We start from the raw sequence: 18,619 nt of genomic DNA on the forward strand, positions 1-18,619 counted from the left end.
AACCGCCGACATTCTGCTTGTAAGGCAGACGCTCTCCCAGCTGAGCTAATCACCCGTTTGCATCTCCGAGGCCGCGAAATTTACGCAGGTAGCGAACCTAAGTCAATAGCAGGATTGAAGTTTTTCTAAAAAAGACGAAATTGCTTCATTCCTTATAAATCATCTTCTTGGTCATGCCGCCATCGACCACGAATTCCTGGCCTGTCACAAACCCTGCATTCTTCGACAGCAACCACGCCACCATCGCCGCCACATCCTCGACCGTCCCTACCCTGCCCGCCGGATGCTGGGCATGATCGGTATCGGTCAGCGGTTCCGCGCGCCGCACGGATGGATCCCGCGCATCGATCCAGCCTGGGCTGACCGCATTGACGCGAATCTCCGGCCCGAGACTGATCGCCAGCGCGTGGGTCAGCGCCAGCAAACCACCCTTGCTCGCCGCATAAGCTTCCGTATCAGGTTCCGACTGCGCCGCACGGGTCGAGGCCAGATTGACGATCGCCCCGTTGTGCGCACGCAGATACGGCGCGCAGTGCTTGGCCAGCAACATCGGCCCACCGAGGTTCACCGCCAGCACCCGATTCCAGTAAGCCAGATCGAGGCTTTCCAGCGTGATGTTGTGCGGATCGGCCACGGCAGCGTTGCACACCAGCGCATCCAGACGACCGAATTGCCCCAGCACCTCAGCGACACCAAGCGCCACCTGGCTTTCGTCCGCGACGTCCATGGCGATGAACCAGGCGTTTTCGCCGAGTACCTTCGCCACTTTCGAACCTCGCGCTCGATCCAGATCCGTCAACACCACCTGCCAGCCTTCGCTGATCAGCCATGCCGCGATGCCCAGACCGATCCCGCGCGCGGCCCCCGTGACCAATGCAACGCGGCCATGAGTGCCGATCTTTGGCGTAGACAACTCGATCACAACGCCGCCAGACCGCGCGACAGGTCGGCTTGCAGGTCAGCCACGTCTTCCAGACCGACCGCGATGCGGATCAGGCTGTCACGAATCCCCGCCGCTTCACGCTCCTGCGGCGCCAGACGGCCATGGGACGTGGTGCTCGGGTGAGTGATGGTGGTTTTGCTGTCACCCAGGTTGGCAGTGATCGAGATCAAACGGGTCGCATCGATAAAGCGCCAGGCACCCTCTTTGCCGCCCTTCACCTCGAAGCTCACCACCGCGCCGAAACCTTTCTGCTGACGCTGAGCCAGTTCGTGCTGCGGATGGCTCTTGAGACCGGCGTAATGCACTTTCTCGATGCCATCTTGCTGCTCCAGCCACTCGGCCAGTTGCTGAGCGTTGGCACAGTGCGCCTTCATCCGCAGATTCAGGGTTTCCAGGCCTTTGAGGAAGATCCAGGCATTGAACGGGCTGAGGGTCGGCCCGGCGGTACGCAGGAAGCCTACGATTTCCTTCATCTGCTCACTGCGACCGGCAACCACGCCGCCCATGCAACGGCCCTGGCCATCGATGAACTTGGTGGCCGAATGCACAACGATGTCTGCGCCCAGCTTCAGCGGCTGCTGCAAGGCAGGCGTGCAGAAGCAGTTGTCGACTACCAGCATCGCACCCTTGGCGTGCGCGATTTCCGACAGCGCGGTGATATCCACCAACTCAGCCAACGGGTTGGAGGGCGATTCGACGAACAGCAATTTGGTGTTGGACTTGATCGCTGCGTCCCAGGCCGACAGATCGGCCAGCGGCACGTAATCGACTTCCACGCCAAAACGCTTGAAATACTTCTCGAACAGACTGATGGTCGAACCGAACACGCTGCGCGACACCAGCACATGGTCGCCGGCACTGCACAGGCTCATCACCACCGCCATGATCGCGGCCATGCCGGTGGCCGTGGCCACCGCCTGCTCGGCGCTTTCCAGCGCGGCAATGCGCTCTTCGAACGCGCGAACGGTCGGGTTGGTGTAACGCGAGTAGACGTTGCCCGGCACTTCCCCGGCAAACCGCGCAGCCGCATCGGCGGCGGTACGGAACACGTAGCTGGAAGTGAAGAACATCGGATCACCGTGTTCGCCTTCCGGCGTACGGTGCTGACCGGCACGTACGGCCAGGGTATCGAACGCTACGCCTTCGAGGTCGCTGTCCAGCCGACCGGCATCCCATTCCTGACTCATGCTGTCACTCCTTGCCCTGTTCTCGATAAATAAAAGTCTTTTGCCAGATACAAAACCGGCCCCTAAGGGCCGGTTGAAACTCAGTTGTTGTACAGATCGATGATCGCACTGACCGCCTGGGTCTTGACCTTCGAGGCATCGTTGCGTGCCTGTTCGATCTTGTTCAGGTAAGCCTCGTCGACATCGCCGGTTACGTACTTGCCATCAAACACTGCGCAATCGAAGTTTTCGATCTTGATCTTGCCGCCACCGACCGCTTCGATCAAGTCAGGCAGGTCCTGATAGATCAGCCAGTCGGCGCCGATCAGATCAGCAACATCCTGAGTCGAACGATTGTGCGCGATCAGCTCGTGAGCGCTCGGCATGTCGATGCCGTACACATTCGGGAAGCGAACAGCCGGAGCCGCCGAGCAGAAGTAGACGTTTTTCGCGCCGGCTTCGCGGGCCATCTGGATGATCTGCTTGCAGGTGGTGCCGCGAACGATCGAGTCGTCGACGAGCATCACGTTCTTGCCGCGGAATTCCAGCTCGATGGCGTTGAGCTTCTGGCGTACCGATTTCTTGCGTGCGGCCTGGCCGGGCATGATGAAGGTACGACCGATGTAGCGGTTCTTGACGAAGCCTTCGCGGAATTTCACGCCCAGATGGTTGGCCAGCTCCAGTGCTGCTGTGCGGCTGGTGTCCGGAATCGGGATGACCACGTCGATGTCGTGCTCAGGACGCTCGCGCAGAATCTTCTCGGCCAGCTTCTCACCCATGCGCAGACGAGCCTTGTAGACCGACACGCCGTCGATGATCGAGTCCGGACGCGCCAGGTAGACGTGTTCGAAGATGCAAGGGGTCAGAGACGGGTTGGTTGCGCACTGACGGGTGTGCAGTTTGCCGTCTTCAGTGATGTAGACCGCTTCGCCCGGTGCCAGGTCGCGGATCAGAGTGAAGCCGAGCACGTCCAGCGAAACGCTTTCGGAGGCGATCATGTACTCGACGCCTTCGTCAGTGTGACGCTGGCCGAACACGATCGGGCGGATGCCGTGCGGGTCACGGAAACCGACGATGCCGTAACCGGTCACCATTGCCACGACCGCGTAACCACCGACGCAACGGTTGTGCACGTCGGTCACGGCGGCAAACACGTCTTCTTCGGTCGGTTGCAGCTTGCCGCGCTGTGCCAGCTCGTGGGCGAACACGTTGAGCAACACTTCCGAGTCGGAGCTGGTGTTGACGTGACGCAGATCGGATTCGTAGATCTCTTTGGCCAACTGTTCAACGTTGGTCAGGTTACCGTTATGCGCCAGGGTGATGCCGTACGGCGAGTTGACGTAGAACGGCTGGGCCTCGGCCGAGGTCGAGCTGCCGGCAGTCGGGTAACGGACGTGGCCGATACCCATGTGGCCGACCAGGCGCTGCATGTGACGCTGCTGAAACACGTCACGCACCAGACCATTGTCCTTGCGCAAGAACAACCGGCCATCATGGCTGGTCACGATACCGGCAGCGTCCTGGCCGCGGTGCTGGAGCACGGTTAGCGCGTCATACAGCGCCTGATTGACGTTCGACTTACCGACGATACCGACGATGCCACACATGCGACGCAACCCCTACTTAATGGATCTGAACTGAACAACACTCACTGAGGCGTTTTGGCCGACGGCAAGAGTTGCTCCTTGAACGGAATATCAGCGGGTACGCTGATTCCGCTGGCAAGCCACTGACTGCTCCACCCGAGAATCAGGTTCTTGGACCAGTCTGCGACCAATAGAAACTTTGGCACGAGCTGTGACTCTTTCCACCACCCGTCCTGCTGTACCGGCCCCAGGCTCAACAGCCCGACCGCCACGACCACCAGCAACACGCCACGCGCAGCGCCGAAAGCCATGCCGAGGAACCGATCGGTCCCGGACAACCCGGTGACGCGAACCAACTCGCCGATAAGATAATTGATCATTGCGCCCACGATCAGTGTGGCGACAAACATGATGGCACAGCCCGTGATCACACGAGCCGACGGTGTTTGAATGTATCCGGCGAGGTACTCGGACAGTGAACCACCGAACATCCAGGCAACGGCTCCTGCGATGATCCAGGTCACCAGCGACAATGCTTCTTTGACGAAGCCGCGGCTCAAACTGATCAAAGCGGAGATGGCGATGATTGCAACGATCGCCCAGTCAACCCAGGTAAATGGCACAGTGCAGCCTACAGACGGATAAGGCGGCGCATTTTAGCAGAGCGCATGGCTGTCGGTAAGCTGCGATTTTCAGTGCTTTTCTATCGAAGTGATAGATATCAGCCGCGCTCTGGCTGGAAGCGCACCACAAACCCCTTGAGGTTCTGCTGGCGGCTCAACAGATCACGCAGACGATCGGCTTCGGCGCGCTCGATCAGCGGGCCGACAAACACCCGGTTCTTGCCATCGGCCGAACGGATATAAGCGTTGTAACCCTGGCTGCGCAGGGTTTTCTGCAGACTTTCGGCGCTGGCGCGGCTCGACAGACTGGCCAGTTGCACCGACCAGCTCACCGACAGGCCATTGGCATCGACGCGGCTCTGAGTGGTATCCGGCTTGGTGGAAAGCGCAGCGATCGGCTGGGCCGGGGCCGTGGTTGGCTTGGCCGCTGGAGCAGGCGCCGGCGCAACCGGTTTGGCCACCGGCGCCGGAGCCGGAGCTGGCGCGGCGGAAGCAATCGGCGCCGTTGGCACAGCCTGCTCGGCGACTTCGTCATCGCTCGGCACTGGCTCTTGCGGCAGAACCTGAGGCTCAGGCACGGCCACGGTTTCCATCTGGATCTGCGCCACGGCGGGCGCTTGCGGCGCAGCCGGCGCCTCGACGGTCACCTGACGCTGTTCATCCTGACGGGAAAACAGCATCGGCAGGAAAATCACCGCCAGCGCCACCAGCACCAGGGCACCGACCATGCGCTGCTTGTACGCTTTATCCAGCAAAGCCATTTGCCGCTTCCTCCGTGGAGCGCCGAGACAGCCATTCAAGGGCCTCGGCGACACAATAAAATGATCCGAACAGCAAGATCTCGTCGTCGCTGGTAGCCACTGCACACTGCCCTTCCAGGGCGGCCGCCACGCTGTCATAAGACGTGACCGAGGCGCCAAGGTTCTGCAATGCCTGTTTCAATTCATCCACCGGACGCGAACGCGGCGAATCCAGCGGCGCCACCGCCCAGTGCTGGACGTCGGCATTCAATTCACCGATGACACCCTCCAGATCCTTGTCCGCCAACAGGCCGAATACCGCCAGTCGCTTGCCGACCGGCGGACGAGCCGCCAGACGCCGCGCCAGATACTCCGCCGCATGCGGGTTATGGCCAACATCCAGCAGCAGATTCAAGCGCTTGCCGTTCCATTCAAACGAACGACGATCAAGGCGACCGACCACGCGAGTCGCCTGCAACGCCGCAACAATCTGCCCGGCATCCCATGGCAAACCGAGCAGCAGATACGCCTGCAACGCCAGCGCGGCGTTTTCCATCGGCAGATCGAGCAGCGGCAAATCGCGCAGCTCGACGACCTGACCATCAGCATTAGTGCCGCGCCACTGCCAGAATTGATCAGTGATGCCGAGATCGAAATCCCGCCCGCGCAGGAAGAACGGGCAAGCAAGCTCGCGCGCCTTGTCCAGCAGGGGTTGTGGAGGATTCAGATCGCCGCACAGCGCAGGCTTGCCCTGACGGAAAATCCCGGCCTTCTCGAAGGCCACGGATTCGCGGGTATTGCCCAGGTAATCGGCGTGATCGACACCGATGCTGGTGACCAGCGCGATATCGGCATCAACCACGTTGACCGTGTCCAGACGCCCGCCCAGCCCGACTTCCAGCACCACCGCATCGAGCCCGGCCTGTTGAAACAACCAGAACGCCGCCAGGGTGCCCATTTCGAAGTAAGTCAGGGAAGTGTCGCCGCGCCCCGCCTCGACCGCCGCGAAGGCTTCGCATAGCTGAACGTCAGTGGCTTCGACGCCATTGAGCTGCACCCGCTCGTTGTAACGCAGCAGGTGCGGAGAATTGTAGACACCGACGTTCAGGCCCTGCGCCCGCAGCAGTGAAGCCACGAAAGCGCAGGTCGAACCCTTGCCGTTGGTGCCGGTGACCGTAATCACCCGTGGCGCCGGCTGGCCCAGTCCCATGCGGGACGCTACCTGTTGCGAACGCTCCAGCCCCATGTCGATGGCCGATGGATGCAACTGTTCAAGGTAGGCGAGCCACTCGCCAAGGGTGCGCTCGGTCATACGTTGGCAGGCACCGGCGGAACGACGATCGGCTCGATCGGCGCAGCAACGAATTTAGGCGTCGGTTTGCCGGTCAGTTGCGCCAGCAGGTTACCCAGACGCGGACGCAGTTCGCGACGGTCGATGATCAGGTCGATGGCGCCGTGCTCCAGCAGGAACTCGCTGCGCTGGAAGCCTTCCGGCAGTTTTTCACGCACGGTCTGCTCAATCACGCGTGGGCCGGCGAAGCCGATCAGGGCTTTAGGCTCGCCGACGATCACGTCGCCCAGCATTGCCAGACTGGCGGATACGCCGCCGTAGACCGGATCGGTCAGCACGGAGATGAACGGAATGCCTTCTTCACGCAGACGCGCCAGTACAGCCGAGGTCTTGGCCATTTGCATCAGCGAGATCAGCGCTTCCTGCATCCGCGCACCACCGGAGGCGGAGAAGCAGACCATCGGGCAGCGGTTTTCCAGCGCGTAGTTGGCGGCGCGCACGAAGCGCTCACCGACGATGGCGCCCATGGAACCGCCCATGAAGCTGAATTCGAACGCCGAAACCACGACCGGCATGCCCAGCAGGGTGCCGCTCATGGAGACCAGTGCGTCTTTCTCGCCGGTCTGCTTTTGGGCAGCGACCAAGCGGTCCTTGTACTTCTTGCCGTCACGGAATTTCAGACGGTCAACCGGCTCCAGATCGGCGCCCAGTTCGGCGCGGCCTTCGGCGTCCAGGAAGATGTCGATGCGCGCACGTGCGCCGATGCGCATGTGGTGGTTGCACTTAGGGCAAACGTCCAGGGTCTTTTCCAGCTCCGGACGATACAGCACAGCCTCGCAGGACGGGCATTTGTGCCACAGACCCTCAGGCACCGAGCTCTTCTTGACCTCGGAACGCATGATCGAAGGGATCAGCTTGTCTACCAACCAGTTGCTCATGCTTTCTTTCTCCAGTACCGGCGGCCCGAACGCTCTGGTTCGCGGCCCCGCGTATGCCCTTCAGCTAAATTCATGTGTGGCGATGATCGGCCGGGCTGCCGGGTCAGCGGAACTGACCTGCGTACACCCCGAAAAGACCCTCAGCCTCTTTTCTACAGAGCTGTGGACGGCGGCAGTCTGCCAGCCGTCACATCAGCGTACGGCGTTGATGAATGCACGAATCTTTGCGTGATCCTTGATGCCCTTGCTCGTCTCCACCCCGCCGCTGACATCCACGGCATACGGCCGCACCCGGGCGACCGCATCGGCGACGTTCTCCGGCGTCAGGCCGCCGGCCAGAATCAACGGTTTGCTCAAACCCTGCGGAATCAATGACCAGTCAAACGCCTCGCCGGTTCCGCCGGGCACGCCTTCGACATAAGTGTCGAGCAGCACGCCGCTGGCGCTCGGGTAGGCATCGCAGGCGGCGGCAATGTCATCGCCCGCCTTGACCCGCAAGGCCTTGATGTAAGGCCGGTGCCAGCCTTCACACTCGGCGGCGGTTTCATCGCCGTGGAACTGCAACAGATCCAGCGGCACGGCATCGAGGATTTCCCCGAGCTCGCAGCGACTGGCGTTGACGAACAGCCCGACCGTGGTCACGAACGGCGGCAATGCGGCGATGATCGCCCGCGCCTGCTGCACGGTCACGGCCCGCGGACTTTTAGCGTAGAACACAAAACCGATGGCATCGGCCCCGGCCTCGACGGCTGCCAACGCATCTTCCATGCGGGTAATCCCGCAAATCTTGCTGCGAACGGCTGACATGTCGATAAAAACCCCAAGGCAAATCCGAGAAAGTCCCGGATGGTAACAAATGCGTTCGAGGGCGTCAGCCGTCAAGTTCCGCGAAACCCGTAAGGAAATGTGGCCCGATGAATCGCTCGGGCAACGGGAACTCGTCGTGGTACTCGACCTGCACCAGATACAGGCCGAACGGATGCGCCGTGACCCCGCCGGAACGCCGCTCACGACTCTCCAGCACTTCTTTCATCCACTCTACCGGCCGCTCGCCAGCACCGATGGTCATCAGCACGCCGGCGATGTTGCGCACCATGTGGTGCAGAAACGCGTTGGCGCGGATGTCCAGAACGATCATTTTGCCGTGACGGGTCACGCGCAGGTGATGCATCTGCTTGATCGGCGACTTGGCCTGGCACTGGCCGGCACGGAACGCACTGAAATCATGGGTACCGATCAGGTATTGCGCGGCCTCGGCCATGCGCTCGACGTCCAGCGGACGGTGATTCCAGGTGATTTCTTCGTTGAGATGCGCCGGGCGGATCTGATCGTTGTAGATCACATAGCGATAGCGCCGGGCAATCGCCTTGAATCGCGCATGGAAATGCGCCGGCATGATCTTCGCCCAGCTGACGCTGATGTCGTGGGGCAGATTGATGTTGGCGCCCATGACCCAGGCTTTCAGCGAACGGTCGACCTGGGTATCGAAATGCACCACTTGCCCGCACGCATGCACACCGGCGTCGGTGCGCCCGGCACATTGCAGCGAGATCGGCGAGTCGGCGACCTTCGACAGGGCTTTTTCCAGGGTTTCCTGCACGGTGAGCACACCGGTGGACTGACGCTGCCAGCCGCTGTAGCGCGAGCCCTTGTATTCAACGCCCAGCGCGACGCGGAAAAAGCCTTCGGGTGCCATTTCGGCGGCCGGGTTATCTATGTTTGCCAAGTCGGTACAGCCTGCTGATCTACAAAGGCGGGCATTATAAGGCGGCGAACCGGGGATACCAGACCCAAACAAAAACGGCAGCCTCATGGGCTGCCGCTTTTTTTAACGCCTGATCCGAATTACAGACTGGAAAGCATTTCCTTCGCTTCGCCGCGCTGCTTCTCGTTACCCTCGGTCAACACTTCAGTGAGGATGTCGCGCGCGCCATCGTTGTCGCCCATGTCGATGTAGGCCTGCGCCAGATCGAGCTTGGTCGCGGCTTCGTCGGTGCCGGACAGGAAGTCGAAGTCATCCTCACCCAGATCATCGCCCAACGCAGCATCTGCTTCGGTGAAGCTTGGCTCGTTGATGCTGCTCGACAGGCGATCCAGCTCAGCGTTGACGTCGTCCAGCTCGGCGGCGAACGCATCCGGTTCGGCTGGCGCAGCGTCCATTTCGTCAGCCAGGGACAGGTCGAAATCGGCTGGCAGCTCAAGATCGTCCTGCGGCACGTCGGTCACGGCCGGGGTTTCGACCAGCGGCAGATCCTTCACGCCTTCGTCCAGATCCAGCAGGAAGTCATCGTCTGCCAACTCGACCGGCGCAGGCGCAGGATCGGCACCGAGGTCCAGATCCAGGTCGAAGTCCGACAGGTCGTCGAGGTTTTCCTTGATGTCGGTTTGCTGTTGCAGCACCGACTCGAAGCTCAGATCGTCGTCAGTCGGGAATGCGTCCAGCTCGACCGGCGCTTCCGGCTCGACAGCCGCCACAGGTTCAACTGGCGTGATGTTGTCGAGATCGTCGAGGCTCAGGTCGAAAGCGCTGTCCAGATCGTCATCTGCCGCAGCAGAAGCAGCTGGCGCTTCAGGCTCGTCGAGCAACAGGTCCTTGACGTAATCCTCGTCCAGCTCGGCGGCAATGGCCGCTGCCGCCAGACCGCTGGCCGCAACGACCGCCATGGCCGGGAAGCGGCTTTTCAGCTCTTCGACCTTGGCGAAGTTGTCGCCATTGGCTACCAGTTGACGCTCCTGACCGACGAAGGCATCGCGATCACCCTGGCGACCGTAAACCTCCATCAGCTTCAGACGCAGATCGCTGCGCTGCGGCTCCAGGCTCACGCCCTCCTCCAGCAACGCGGCGGCCTGATTCAAACGACCGCCGTCGATGTGCGACTGCGCCTTGTCCAGCACGTCGTCGGAACGCTCGGCAGCCGGCGCCACCAGCGGCGCGGCGATCGGCTCGGCCATCACGACCGGCGCAACTACAGCAGCGGCGGCAGGCGCCGCTGCTGGAGCTGGAGCTGGAGCTGGAGCCGGGGTCAGCTTGACGCTGGCGGCTGGCACCTCCAGACCTTCGAAGCTGCTTTCCGGCAGATCGAGATCCTGGGAGAAGGACTGCTCCTCCAGCGCACGCGCCATGCGCAGGTGTTTTTCGGCTTCCTGTTGCGCCTTGCGGCGACGGGCCAGCAGCAACAGCAGGAGCAGCAAAACCACTGCACCGCCACCGACCAGACCCAACAGGATTGGATTGGTCAGCAGTTCATTGAAGGTTTTTTCGTCATTGGCGGCCGGCGTCGTTTCAACCACAGGCTCGACAACCGGCTCGACCGGGGCCGGAGCAGCGGCCTCAGGCGCAGGTGCGACTGGCGCAACCTCCGCCGGAGTCGCCGGTGGCGTGGTTGCCAGTTCCGCAGTGATCGCAGGAACAACAGGGGCCGTTGTGGCCGGAGCCGAGCCCGAACCTTCGGCCTGCATCTTCGCCAGTTGATTGTTCTTCAGCTCGATCAGGCGTTGCAGCTTGTCCAGCTGGCTTTGCAGATCGGCCATGCGGCTTTTCAGCTCTTCGTTGTCACGACGGGTGGTGTCGAGACTTTCCTGAGTGACCGCCAGTTTGTTGCTCAGGGCCTTGGCATCGCCGGCCGGACCCTTGCCACGCGCCTTGGCGCTTTCGGCTGACACCAGGCTCAGGTTGTCCTTGGCGTTTTGCGCAGCACCGGTATTGGCGCGGCCACGATTGGTCGCATCGAGCTGCTGCTGACCTGTGCCCGGTTTGGCCACATAACGACGGCCCTGCCGCCAGGCTTCGTTCTGCGCCGCCACTTCGGCAATCGCTTTGGACTGCGGCAGCGCGGTGCTTTGCACTTGATCCGGCAGACGCAGCACCTGACCGGTTTTCAGGCGGTTGATGTTGCCGCCAATGAATGCGTCCGGGTTCAAGGCCTGAATCGCCAGCATGGTCTGCTGCACCGAACCGCCGGTGCGCGCCTTGGCGGCGATTTCCCACAGGGTGTCGCGCGGCGTGGTGGTGTGGGTCGAATGCGTGGCGCCGGTAGTCGGTGCGGTGATGGTTTGCGCCGGAGCAGGCTGGGCGGCGGCATCAGCGGTCTGCGGCGAGAACTTCGACGGATCCAGCAGCACGCTGTAATCACGCAGCAGACGGCCGTTCGGCCACATCACCTGCACGAGGAATTTCACCATCGGTTCCGACAACGGCTTGCTCGACGTTACACGCAGCACGCTCTTGCCGCTGGCGTTGAGCACCGGGGTGAAGGTCAGATCATTGAGGAAGGCCTGGCGATCGACGCCGGCCTTGGCGAAATCTTCCGGCGAGGCCAGGCTCGGCACCACTTCGGCAGCGGTCAGATCCTTGACATCGAGCAGCTCGATTTCCGCCACCAGCGGCTGGTTCAGGGTCGACTTCAGGGTCAGCTCCCCGAGCCCGAGGGCATGCGCCATACCGGAGGACAGCGCCGAGGCGGCCGCTATTGCTAACACCAGTTTGCGAACTTGAACCATAGCCTCTTCCTTTGTTTGAACGTTCCTCGGCCAGCGAGAAGATGTTGATTGTCGCTGCCGTAAGGCATTGCGCGCGACGACGACAGCATGCCGCGCGCGATCATTTCTTTGATGCCCCGGAAAGTCCCGGAGGGTGACACGTCGTCAAGCGCTTCGGGCAAGCATAGCGCTCACCTAGAATCAGTCGACAAATTGTTGCCAAGTATCTTTTACAGCAGGTCTTTTATCAACAACTCGGCGACCTGCACGGCGTTGAGGGCCGCACCTTTGCGTACGTTATCTGACGTCAGCCACAGATTAAGTTCCGACGACTCGTCGACACCGGCGCGCACGCGCCCGACGTAGACCACGTCCTGCCCGACCGCGTCACCGACGGCAGTCGGATAATCGCCGGCCTCGACCAGCTCGATGCCCTCGGCCTCTTCAAGCGCAGCATTGACCTTTTCCAGGTCGACCGCGCTCGCTGACTGCAAGGTCACGCTAAAGCTATCGCCAAAAAACACCGGGGCTTGAACACAAGTTGCGGAAATCTTTAATAAAGGCTTGGCCAGCACCTGACGCAGTTCGCGCACCAGACGTTTTTCCAGCAGCGTATGACCTTGCGCGTCGGGCGTACCGACCTGGGCCAGCAGGTTGAACGCCATCTGCCGGTCGAAGAATGTCGGCTCCAGCGGACGCATGTTCAGCAGTTCGGCGGTCTGGCGCGCGAGCTCGGTCACGGCTTCGCGGCCCTGAGCGGAAACCGCCAGATTGGCGGTGACGTGCACATATTGGAGCTCGATCAGATCGAGCAGCGGCGCCAGCACCACGGCCAATGTAGTGGCCGACGGGCTCGGGCTGCTGACCTGGAACGGTGCTTTCAAACCGGCCAGCACATCGGCATTGGCTTCCGGCACCACTTGCGGCGCCTGATCCGCCGGCAAGGCGCCGGACAAATCGACCAGCGAGCAACCCGCCGCGTGAGCGCGGGCGGCGTAACTCAGGGTGATGGCCGGGCCGGCGGCAAAGAACGCCAGTTTGACCTTGCTGAAATCGAACTCATCGACTTCACGCACGCGTACGTTTTTGTTGCGAAACAGCACCGAGCTGCCGGCGGATTCGCTGCTGGCCAACAGGTGCAAGGTGCCGACCGGGAAGTCGCGCTCCTCGAGAATCTGCACGAGGGTTTCGCCGACAGTACCGGTGGCGCCGATCACGGCAATATCAAGGGTCTGGGTCATGTTGCTACCTCTGGCGAAACGGGGGGAGCGGCACTTTACCGGGTGACTGGCGCACAGGCAATTTCTGCCGGGGATTAGTGCCACCTGTACCGACCTCATCGCTGGCAAGCCAGCTCCCACAGGTTTCTATGGTGCAATAAAAACCGGGGCCGACACCAAACAGTGTGGGAGCTGGCTTGCCAGCGATGGGGCCAGACCAGACACCCGAGGACAGTCAGGCATAAAAAAACCGTACCTCTCACAAGGCACGGTTTTTTTCACAGCTTCAAGCGATCAACGCTCCAGCAGGATCCGCAGCATGCGACGCAGCGGTTCGGCCGCGCCCCACAGCAGTTGGTCGCCGACGGTGAAAGCACCGACGAACTGCGACCCCATGTTCAGCTTGCGCAAACGACCGACCGGAACGTTCAGGGTGCCGGTAACTTTCGTCGGGCTCAGCTCCTGCATGCTGATTTCACGGTTGTTCGGTACCAGCTTGACCCAAGGGTTGTGCTGGCTGATCAGCCCTTCGATGTCGGCAATCGGCACGTCTTTGTTCAGCTTGATGGTCAGCGCCTGGCTGTGGCAACGCATGGCGCCGATGCGCACGCAGATGCCGTCGACCGGGATCGGGCTCTTGAAGCGACCGAGAATCTTGTTGGTCTCGGCCTGGGCCTTCCACTCTTCGCGGCTCTGGCCGTTCGGCAGTTCCTTGTCGATCCACGGGATCAGGCTGCCGGCCAGCGGTACACCGAAGTTTTCGGTCGGGTACGCGTCGCTGCGCATGGCTTCGGCCACACGACGGTCGATGTCGAGGATCGCGCTGGCAGGATCGGCCAGTTGATCGGCGACAGCCGCGTGGGTCGCGCCCATCTGCTTGATCAGTTCACGCATGTTCTGCGCGCCGGCACCGGACGCCGCCTGATAGGTCATGGCGCTCATCCACTCGACCAGACCGGCCTCGAACAGACCGCCCAGACCCATCAGCATCAGGCTGACGGTGCAGTTGCCGCCGATGTAGTTCTTGGTGCCCGCGTCGAGCTGCTGGTCGATGACCTTGCGGTTGACCGGGTCGAGGATGATGACGGCGTCGTCGTTCATCCGCAGGCTCGAGGCCGCGTCGATCCAGTAACCCTGCCAGCCGGCTTCGCGCAGCTTCGGGAACACTTCGCTGGTGTAGTCGCCGCCCTGGCAGGTCAGGATCACGTCGAGAGTCTTCAGCTCTTCAATGCTGTAAGCGTCCTTGAGCGGAGCAATGTCCTTGCCCACGGACGGGCCTTGGCCACCGACATTGGAAGTGGTGAAAAACACCGGCTCGATAAGATCGAAGTCCTGCTCTTCCAGCATCCGCTGCATGAGCACGGAACCGACCATGCCGCGCCAACCGATCAGACCTACACGTTTCATCGCAACTACACCTTCTTGAAAAGTGGGCCGCTGCTTTGTATTGAATTTCGCAGCGGGCCCGAGAGATTACAGATTCCGCAGCGCGGCGACTACTGCGTCACCCATTTCCTGCGTACCGACTTTAGTGCAACCGGTCGAAAAGATATCGCCGGTGCGCAGGCCTTGATCCAGCACTACGCTGACCGCTTTTTCGATGGCATCGGCCGCTTCGTGCAGATTGAAGCTGTAACGCAGCATCATCGACACCGACAGAATGGTCGCCAGCGGGTTGGCAATGCCTTTGCCCGCGATGTCCGGTGCCGAACCGTGGCAAGGCTCGTACATGCCCTTGTTGTTGGCGTCCAGCGAGGCTGAAGGCAGCATGCCGATGGAGCCGGTGAGCATCGACGCTTCGTCGGACAGGATGTCGCCGAACATGTTGTCGGTGACGATCACGTCGAACTGCTTCGGTGCACGCACCAGTTGCATGGCGGCGTTGTCGACATACATGTGGCTCAGTTCGACGTCCGGGTAATCCTTGGCGACCTGCTCGACCACTTCACGCCACAGTTGGCTGGACGCCAGCACGTTGGCCTTGTCCACCGAGCACAGCTTCTTGCCACGCACGCGGGCCATGTCGAAACCGACACGGGCGATGCGGCGGATTTCACTCTCACTGTACGGCAGGGTGTCGTAGGACTGGCGCTCGCCGTTTTCCAGGGTACGGGTGCCGCGCGGCGCGCCGAAGTAGATGCCGCCGGTCAGCTCACGGACGATCAGGATGTCCAGGCCGGCAACGATTTCCGGCTTCAGGCTCGAAGCGTCGGCCAGTTGCGGGTACAGGATCGCCGGGCGCAGGTTGCCGAACAGGCCCAGTTGCGCACGGATTTTCAGCAGGCCGCGCTCAGGGCGGATGTCACGCTCGATGGTGTCCCATTTCGGGCCGCCCACGGCGCCCAGCAGCACGGCATCGGCAGCGCGGGCACGGTCGAGGGTTTCGTCGGCCAGCGGCACGCCGTGCTTGTCGATGGCGGCGCCACCGATCACGTCATGGCTCAGCTCGAAGCCCAGGCTGTACTTGTCGTTGGCCAACTCCAGCACCTTGACCGCTTCGGCCATGATTTCCGGACCAATACCGTCGCCTGGGAGAATCAGAATCTGCTTGCTCATGCTTTCCTCGTGTCTTCAGTCGGTGCGCCATCGAGGGGCGCTCCCGGAAAAATGCTTTTCGTTCTACGTTTATTTCTCGGCCCAGAGCACCAGTACATCTGTACTGAACGAACCATCGGCCTCAATTTCAAAATAATCGCGTACTTCGTTGCCCATTGATTGCTGCAACTGGCGGATCGCGGCGCGCATCACTTCAGGCGTGCGCATGCGCTCGACCCAACTGGTGTACTCCAGACGCAGGCGCTGACGCGTGGTGCTGCGGGTGTGCAGACCTGCTTCGCTGACCTGGCGCAGCCACTCACCGGCCGAATAATCGCGCACATGGCTGGTGTCGCGCAGCACTTCGACGCTCTGCAAATAGGTATCGAACAGCGGACTGCCCGGCGACAGCACATCGATGAACGCCGCCACGCCACCTGGTTTCAGCACCCGGCGCACTTCGCGCAAGGCCACGCCGAGGTCACTCCAATGGTGCGCCGAATAGCGGCTGAACACGAAGTCGAATTCGCCATCGGCGAACGGCAGACGCTCGGCGGCGCCATTGACCGTGGACACGTTGCTCAGACCGCGATCAACGGCAGCGGCAGCCACCACGTCGAGCATCTGCTGCGACAGGTCGTAAGCCACCACTTCTTTCACTAACGAAGCAACGTGAAAACTCACGTGCCCGGCGCCGCAACCCAAGTCCAGCACCCGTGCCTCGCCCTGCCCCGCCAGTTCAGCCTGCAATAGCGCAAATTCAGTGCCTTGAGCGTGAACGGCGCTGCTCAGGTAGGCGGCGGCCTGTTCACCGAATTGCTTTTGTACAACCTGACTGTGGGCGGTGCTGGTCATGGGAACTTCCCTTTGATCTTGGGTTGCTTGATCCGGCCTCATCGCTGGCAAGCCAGCTCCCACAGGTTTGATGAACACCGCAAACATTGTGGGAGCTGGCTTGCCAGCGATGGGGCCGGACCTGACTACATCAATCTCGAATCAATCACGCGTCGCGGAACAACCATGGCTGGCTCGCACGATGCCTGGCTTCGAACGCGGCAATCGCATCGCCGTCCTGCAGGGTCAGGCCGATGTCGTCCAGGCCGTTGAGCAGGCAGTGTTTGCGGAACGCGTCGATCTCGAAGCGGTAGACCTTGCCGTTCGGGCTGGTCACGGTCTGCTCGTGCAGATCGATCTGCAACTGATAGCCCGGCGCGGTCTCGACCTGCTTGAACAGCTCGTCAACTTCGGCATCGCTCAGGATGATCGGCAGCAAGCCGTTCTTGAAGCTGTTGTTGAAGAAAATGTCGGCATAGCTCGGCGCGATGATGCTGCGGAAACCGTATTCTTCCAGCGCCCACGGCGCGTGTTCACGGCTGGAGCCACAACCGAAGTTCTCGCGGGCCAACAACACGCTGGCGCCTTGATAACGCTCGGCGTTGAGCACGAACTCCTTGTTCAGCGGACGCTTGGAGTTGTCCTGATACGGCTGACCCACATCGAGGTAACGCCATTCGTCGAACAGGTTCGGGCCGAAACCGGTGCGTTTGATCGATTTCAGAAACTGCTTCGGAATGATCTGATCGGTGTCGACGTTGGCACGATCCAGAGGCGCGACGAGACCAGTGTGCTGGGTAAAAGCTTTCATGCTGCGCTCCTTTAGATCAATTCACGAACGTCGATGAAACGACCGGTCACCGCCGCCGCAGCGGCCATGGCCGGGCTGACGAGGTGGGTACGGCCACCGGCGCCCTGACGGCCTTCGAAGTTACGGTTGGAGGTCGAGGCGCAATGCTCGCCGGACTCCAGACGGTCCGGGTTCATCGCCAGGCACATCGAGCAACCCGGCTCGCGCCACTCAAAACCGGCTTCGAGGAAGATCTTGTCCAGACCTTCGGCCTCGGCCTGCGCCTTCACCAGACCCGAACCCGGCACCACGATGGCCTGCTTGATGGTCGACGCAACCTTGCGGCCCTTGGCGATCACCGCCGCAGCGCGCAAGTCTTCAATCCGCGAGTTGGTGCAGGAACCGATGAATACGCGGTCGAGCTGAATGTCAGTGATCGCCTGATTGGCGGTCAAACCCATGTATTTCAAGGCGCGGACGATCGAGTCGCGCTTGACCAGATCCATTTCCTTGGCCGGGTCCGGCACGTTCTGATCAACGGCCAACACCATTTCCGGCGAAGTGCCCCAGCTGACCTGCGGCTTGATTTGTGTGGCGTCGAGCTCGACCACGGTGTCGAAATGCGCGTCGGCGTCGGACACCAGGTCTTTCCAGGACTCGACCGCCAGATCCCACTCGGCACCTTTCGGTGCGAACGGACGACCCTTGACGTAATCCACAGTCTTCTGGTCCGCCGCCACCAGGCCCACGCGGGCACCGGCTTCGATGGACATGTTGCAGATGGTCATGCGGCCTTCGATCGACAGATCGCGGATCGCGCTGCCGGCGAACTCAATGGCATGCCCGTTACCGCCAGCGGTACCGATCTTGCCGATCACAGCGAGGACGATGTCCTTGGCGGTCACGCCGAACGGCAACTGGCCTTCGACGCGCACCAGCATGTTCTTCATTTTCTTGGCGACCAGGCACTGGGTGGCGAGCACGTGCTCGACCTCCGAAGTGCCGATCCCGTGAGCCAGGGCGCCGAACGCACCATGGGTCGAGGTGTGCGAGTCGCCGCAGACCACGGTCATGCCCGGCAAGGTCGCGCCCTGCTCAGGGCTGATCACGTGAACGATGCCCTGGCGCACGTCGTTCATCTTGAACTCGACGATGCCGTATTCATCGCAGTTGTCGTCGAGGGTCTGGACCTGCAAACGCGAAACCTGGTCGGCAATGGCTTCGATGCCGCCCTTGCGCTCCGGGGTGGTCGGTACGTTGTGATCCGGGGTGGCGATGTTGGCATCGATGCGCCACGGCTTGCGCCCGGCCAGACGCAGGCCTTCGAAGGCTTGCGGCGAGGTCACTTCGTGAATGATGTGACGATCGATATAGATCAGCGCCGAGCCATCGTCGCGCTGCTTGACCAAATGCGAATCCCAGAGCTTGTCGTAGAGCGTTTTGCCGGCCATCAGACGGTTCCTCATCAGCTTGT

General features: G+C 61.5%; 16 protein-coding genes. All 16 read right to left on the reverse strand.

The window, feature by feature from the left end; translation table 11 throughout:
• Nucleotides 1–145: 145 nt before the first annotated feature.
• The 16 genes from QLG12_RS24870 to leuC all read right to left on the reverse strand — a co-directional run bounded on the left by QLG12_RS24870 (nucleotide 146) and on the right by leuC (nucleotide 18,596).
• Nucleotides 146–922, reverse strand: a complete 777-nt coding sequence (locus tag QLG12_RS24870; RefSeq protein ID WP_108560723.1) for an SDR family oxidoreductase — start codon at nucleotides 920–922, stop codon at nucleotides 146–148.
• Nucleotides 919–2,130: an O-succinylhomoserine sulfhydrylase gene (locus QLG12_RS24875; RefSeq protein ID WP_064594841.1), complete on the reverse strand. Its 1,212-nt coding sequence runs from the start codon at nucleotides 2,128–2,130 to the stop codon at nucleotides 919–921. The genes QLG12_RS24870 and QLG12_RS24875 overlap by 4 nt, the downstream gene beginning before the upstream one ends.
• 80 nt (nucleotides 2,131–2,210) lie before the next feature.
• Complete coding sequence (gene purF, locus QLG12_RS24880) at nucleotides 2,211–3,716, reverse strand: amidophosphoribosyltransferase (RefSeq protein WP_007956466.1); 1,506 nt, start codon at nucleotides 3,714–3,716, stop codon at nucleotides 2,211–2,213.
• A 41-nt stretch (nucleotides 3,717–3,757) separates the two neighbouring features.
• Nucleotides 3,758–4,318: a CvpA family protein gene (locus QLG12_RS24885; protein ID WP_007956464.1), complete on the reverse strand. Its 561-nt coding sequence runs from the start codon at nucleotides 4,316–4,318 to the stop codon at nucleotides 3,758–3,760.
• A gap of 98 nt (nucleotides 4,319–4,416) precedes the next feature.
• Entirely contained in the window at nucleotides 4,417–5,079 is a 663-nt protein-coding gene (locus QLG12_RS24890; protein ID WP_236194412.1) for an SPOR domain-containing protein, read from the reverse strand.
• Complete coding sequence (gene folC / locus QLG12_RS24895; RefSeq protein WP_282475382.1) at nucleotides 5,063–6,370, reverse strand: bifunctional tetrahydrofolate synthase/dihydrofolate synthase; 1,308 nt, start codon at nucleotides 6,368–6,370, stop codon at nucleotides 5,063–5,065. The genes QLG12_RS24890 and folC overlap by 17 nt, the downstream gene beginning before the upstream one ends.
• Nucleotides 6,367–7,287: an acetyl-CoA carboxylase, carboxyltransferase subunit beta gene (accD, locus tag QLG12_RS24900; protein ID WP_064378840.1), complete on the reverse strand. Its 921-nt coding sequence runs from the start codon at nucleotides 7,285–7,287 to the stop codon at nucleotides 6,367–6,369. Before accD ends, folC begins: the two co-directional genes overlap by 4 nt.
• Before the next feature lie 192 nt (nucleotides 7,288–7,479).
• Nucleotides 7,480–8,094: a phosphoribosylanthranilate isomerase gene (locus QLG12_RS24905; protein WP_282475383.1), complete on the reverse strand. Its 615-nt coding sequence runs from the start codon at nucleotides 8,092–8,094 to the stop codon at nucleotides 7,480–7,482.
• Between the two features lie 64 nt (nucleotides 8,095–8,158).
• Complete coding sequence (truA, locus tag QLG12_RS24910; RefSeq protein ID WP_011333357.1) at nucleotides 8,159–8,983, reverse strand: tRNA pseudouridine(38-40) synthase TruA; 825 nt, start codon at nucleotides 8,981–8,983, stop codon at nucleotides 8,159–8,161.
• Nucleotides 8,984–9,132: 149 nt separating this feature from the next.
• Entirely contained in the window at nucleotides 9,133–11,787 is a 2,655-nt protein-coding gene (locus tag QLG12_RS24915) for a FimV/HubP family polar landmark protein (protein ID WP_282475384.1), read from the reverse strand.
• A gap of 209 nt (nucleotides 11,788–11,996) precedes the next feature.
• Nucleotides 11,997–13,007, reverse strand: coding sequence for an aspartate-semialdehyde dehydrogenase (locus QLG12_RS24920; RefSeq protein WP_282475385.1), 1,011 nt, complete (start codon nucleotides 13,005–13,007; stop codon nucleotides 11,997–11,999).
• A gap of 273 nt (nucleotides 13,008–13,280) precedes the next feature.
• Nucleotides 13,281–14,393, reverse strand: a complete 1,113-nt coding sequence (gene asd / locus QLG12_RS24925; RefSeq protein WP_011333354.1) for an aspartate-semialdehyde dehydrogenase — start codon at nucleotides 14,391–14,393, stop codon at nucleotides 13,281–13,283.
• Nucleotides 14,394–14,459: 66 nt separating this feature from the next.
• Entirely contained in the window at nucleotides 14,460–15,542 is a 1,083-nt protein-coding gene (gene leuB, locus QLG12_RS24930) for a 3-isopropylmalate dehydrogenase (protein ID WP_085655206.1), read from the reverse strand.
• Nucleotides 15,543–15,611: 69 nt separating this feature from the next.
• Nucleotides 15,612–16,376 carry a class I SAM-dependent methyltransferase gene (locus QLG12_RS24935; RefSeq protein WP_282475386.1) on the reverse strand — a complete coding sequence of 255 codons (765 nt, stop codon included), beginning with the start codon at nucleotides 16,374–16,376 and terminating at the stop codon, nucleotides 15,612–15,614.
• A gap of 145 nt (nucleotides 16,377–16,521) precedes the next feature.
• Nucleotides 16,522–17,166 carry a 3-isopropylmalate dehydratase small subunit gene (gene leuD / locus QLG12_RS24940; RefSeq protein WP_197869439.1) on the reverse strand — a complete coding sequence of 215 codons (645 nt, stop codon included), beginning with the start codon at nucleotides 17,164–17,166 and terminating at the stop codon, nucleotides 16,522–16,524.
• 11 nt (nucleotides 17,167–17,177) lie between these two features.
• Nucleotides 17,178–18,596 carry a 3-isopropylmalate dehydratase large subunit gene (leuC, locus tag QLG12_RS24945; RefSeq protein WP_282475387.1) on the reverse strand — a complete coding sequence of 473 codons (1,419 nt, stop codon included), beginning with the start codon at nucleotides 18,594–18,596 and terminating at the stop codon, nucleotides 17,178–17,180.
• Nucleotides 18,597–18,619 lie beyond the last annotated feature (23 nt).

The organism is Pseudomonas sp. V88_4 (assembly GCF_029967985.1).
GTDB lineage: Bacteria > Pseudomonadota > Gammaproteobacteria > Pseudomonadales > Pseudomonadaceae > Aquipseudomonas > Aquipseudomonas glycinae.

Excerpts from the sequence above, each read along its gene's own strand:
- leuC (WP_282475387.1), bottom strand. The coding sequence starts at position 18,596 with ATGGCCGGCAAAACGCTCTACGACAAGCTCTGGGATTCGCATTTGGTC.
- asd (WP_011333354.1), bottom strand. The coding sequence starts at position 14,393 with ATGAAACGTGTAGGTCTGATCGGTTGGCGCGGCATGGTCGGTTCCGTG.
- accD (WP_064378840.1), bottom strand. The coding sequence starts at position 7,287 with ATGAGCAACTGGTTGGTAGACAAGCTGATCCCTTCGATCATGCGTTCC.
- QLG12_RS24920 (WP_282475385.1), bottom strand. The coding sequence starts at position 13,007 with ATGACCCAGACCCTTGATATTGCCGTGATCGGCGCCACCGGTACTGTC.
- truA (WP_011333357.1), bottom strand. The coding sequence starts at position 8,983 with ATGGCACCCGAAGGCTTTTTCCGCGTCGCGCTGGGCGTTGAATACAAG.
- QLG12_RS24875 (WP_064594841.1), bottom strand. The coding sequence starts at position 2,130 with ATGAGTCAGGAATGGGATGCCGGTCGGCTGGACAGCGACCTCGAAGGC.
- QLG12_RS24935 (WP_282475386.1), bottom strand. The coding sequence starts at position 16,376 with ATGACCAGCACCGCCCACAGTCAGGTTGTACAAAAGCAATTCGGTGAA.
- QLG12_RS24890 (WP_236194412.1), bottom strand. The coding sequence starts at position 5,079 with ATGGCTTTGCTGGATAAAGCGTACAAGCAGCGCATGGTCGGTGCCCTG.
- leuD (WP_197869439.1), bottom strand. The coding sequence starts at position 17,166 with ATGAAAGCTTTTACCCAGCACACTGGTCTCGTCGCGCCTCTGGATCGT.
- QLG12_RS24905 (WP_282475383.1), bottom strand. The coding sequence starts at position 8,094 with ATGTCAGCCGTTCGCAGCAAGATTTGCGGGATTACCCGCATGGAAGAT.
- QLG12_RS24915 (WP_282475384.1), bottom strand. The coding sequence starts at position 11,787 with ATGGTTCAAGTTCGCAAACTGGTGTTAGCAATAGCGGCCGCCTCGGCG.
- folC (WP_282475382.1), bottom strand. The coding sequence starts at position 6,370 with ATGACCGAGCGCACCCTTGGCGAGTGGCTCGCCTACCTTGAACAGTTG.
- purF (WP_007956466.1), bottom strand. The coding sequence starts at position 3,716 with ATGTGTGGCATCGTCGGTATCGTCGGTAAGTCGAACGTCAATCAGGCG.
- leuB (WP_085655206.1), bottom strand. The coding sequence starts at position 15,542 with ATGAGCAAGCAGATTCTGATTCTCCCAGGCGACGGTATTGGTCCGGAA.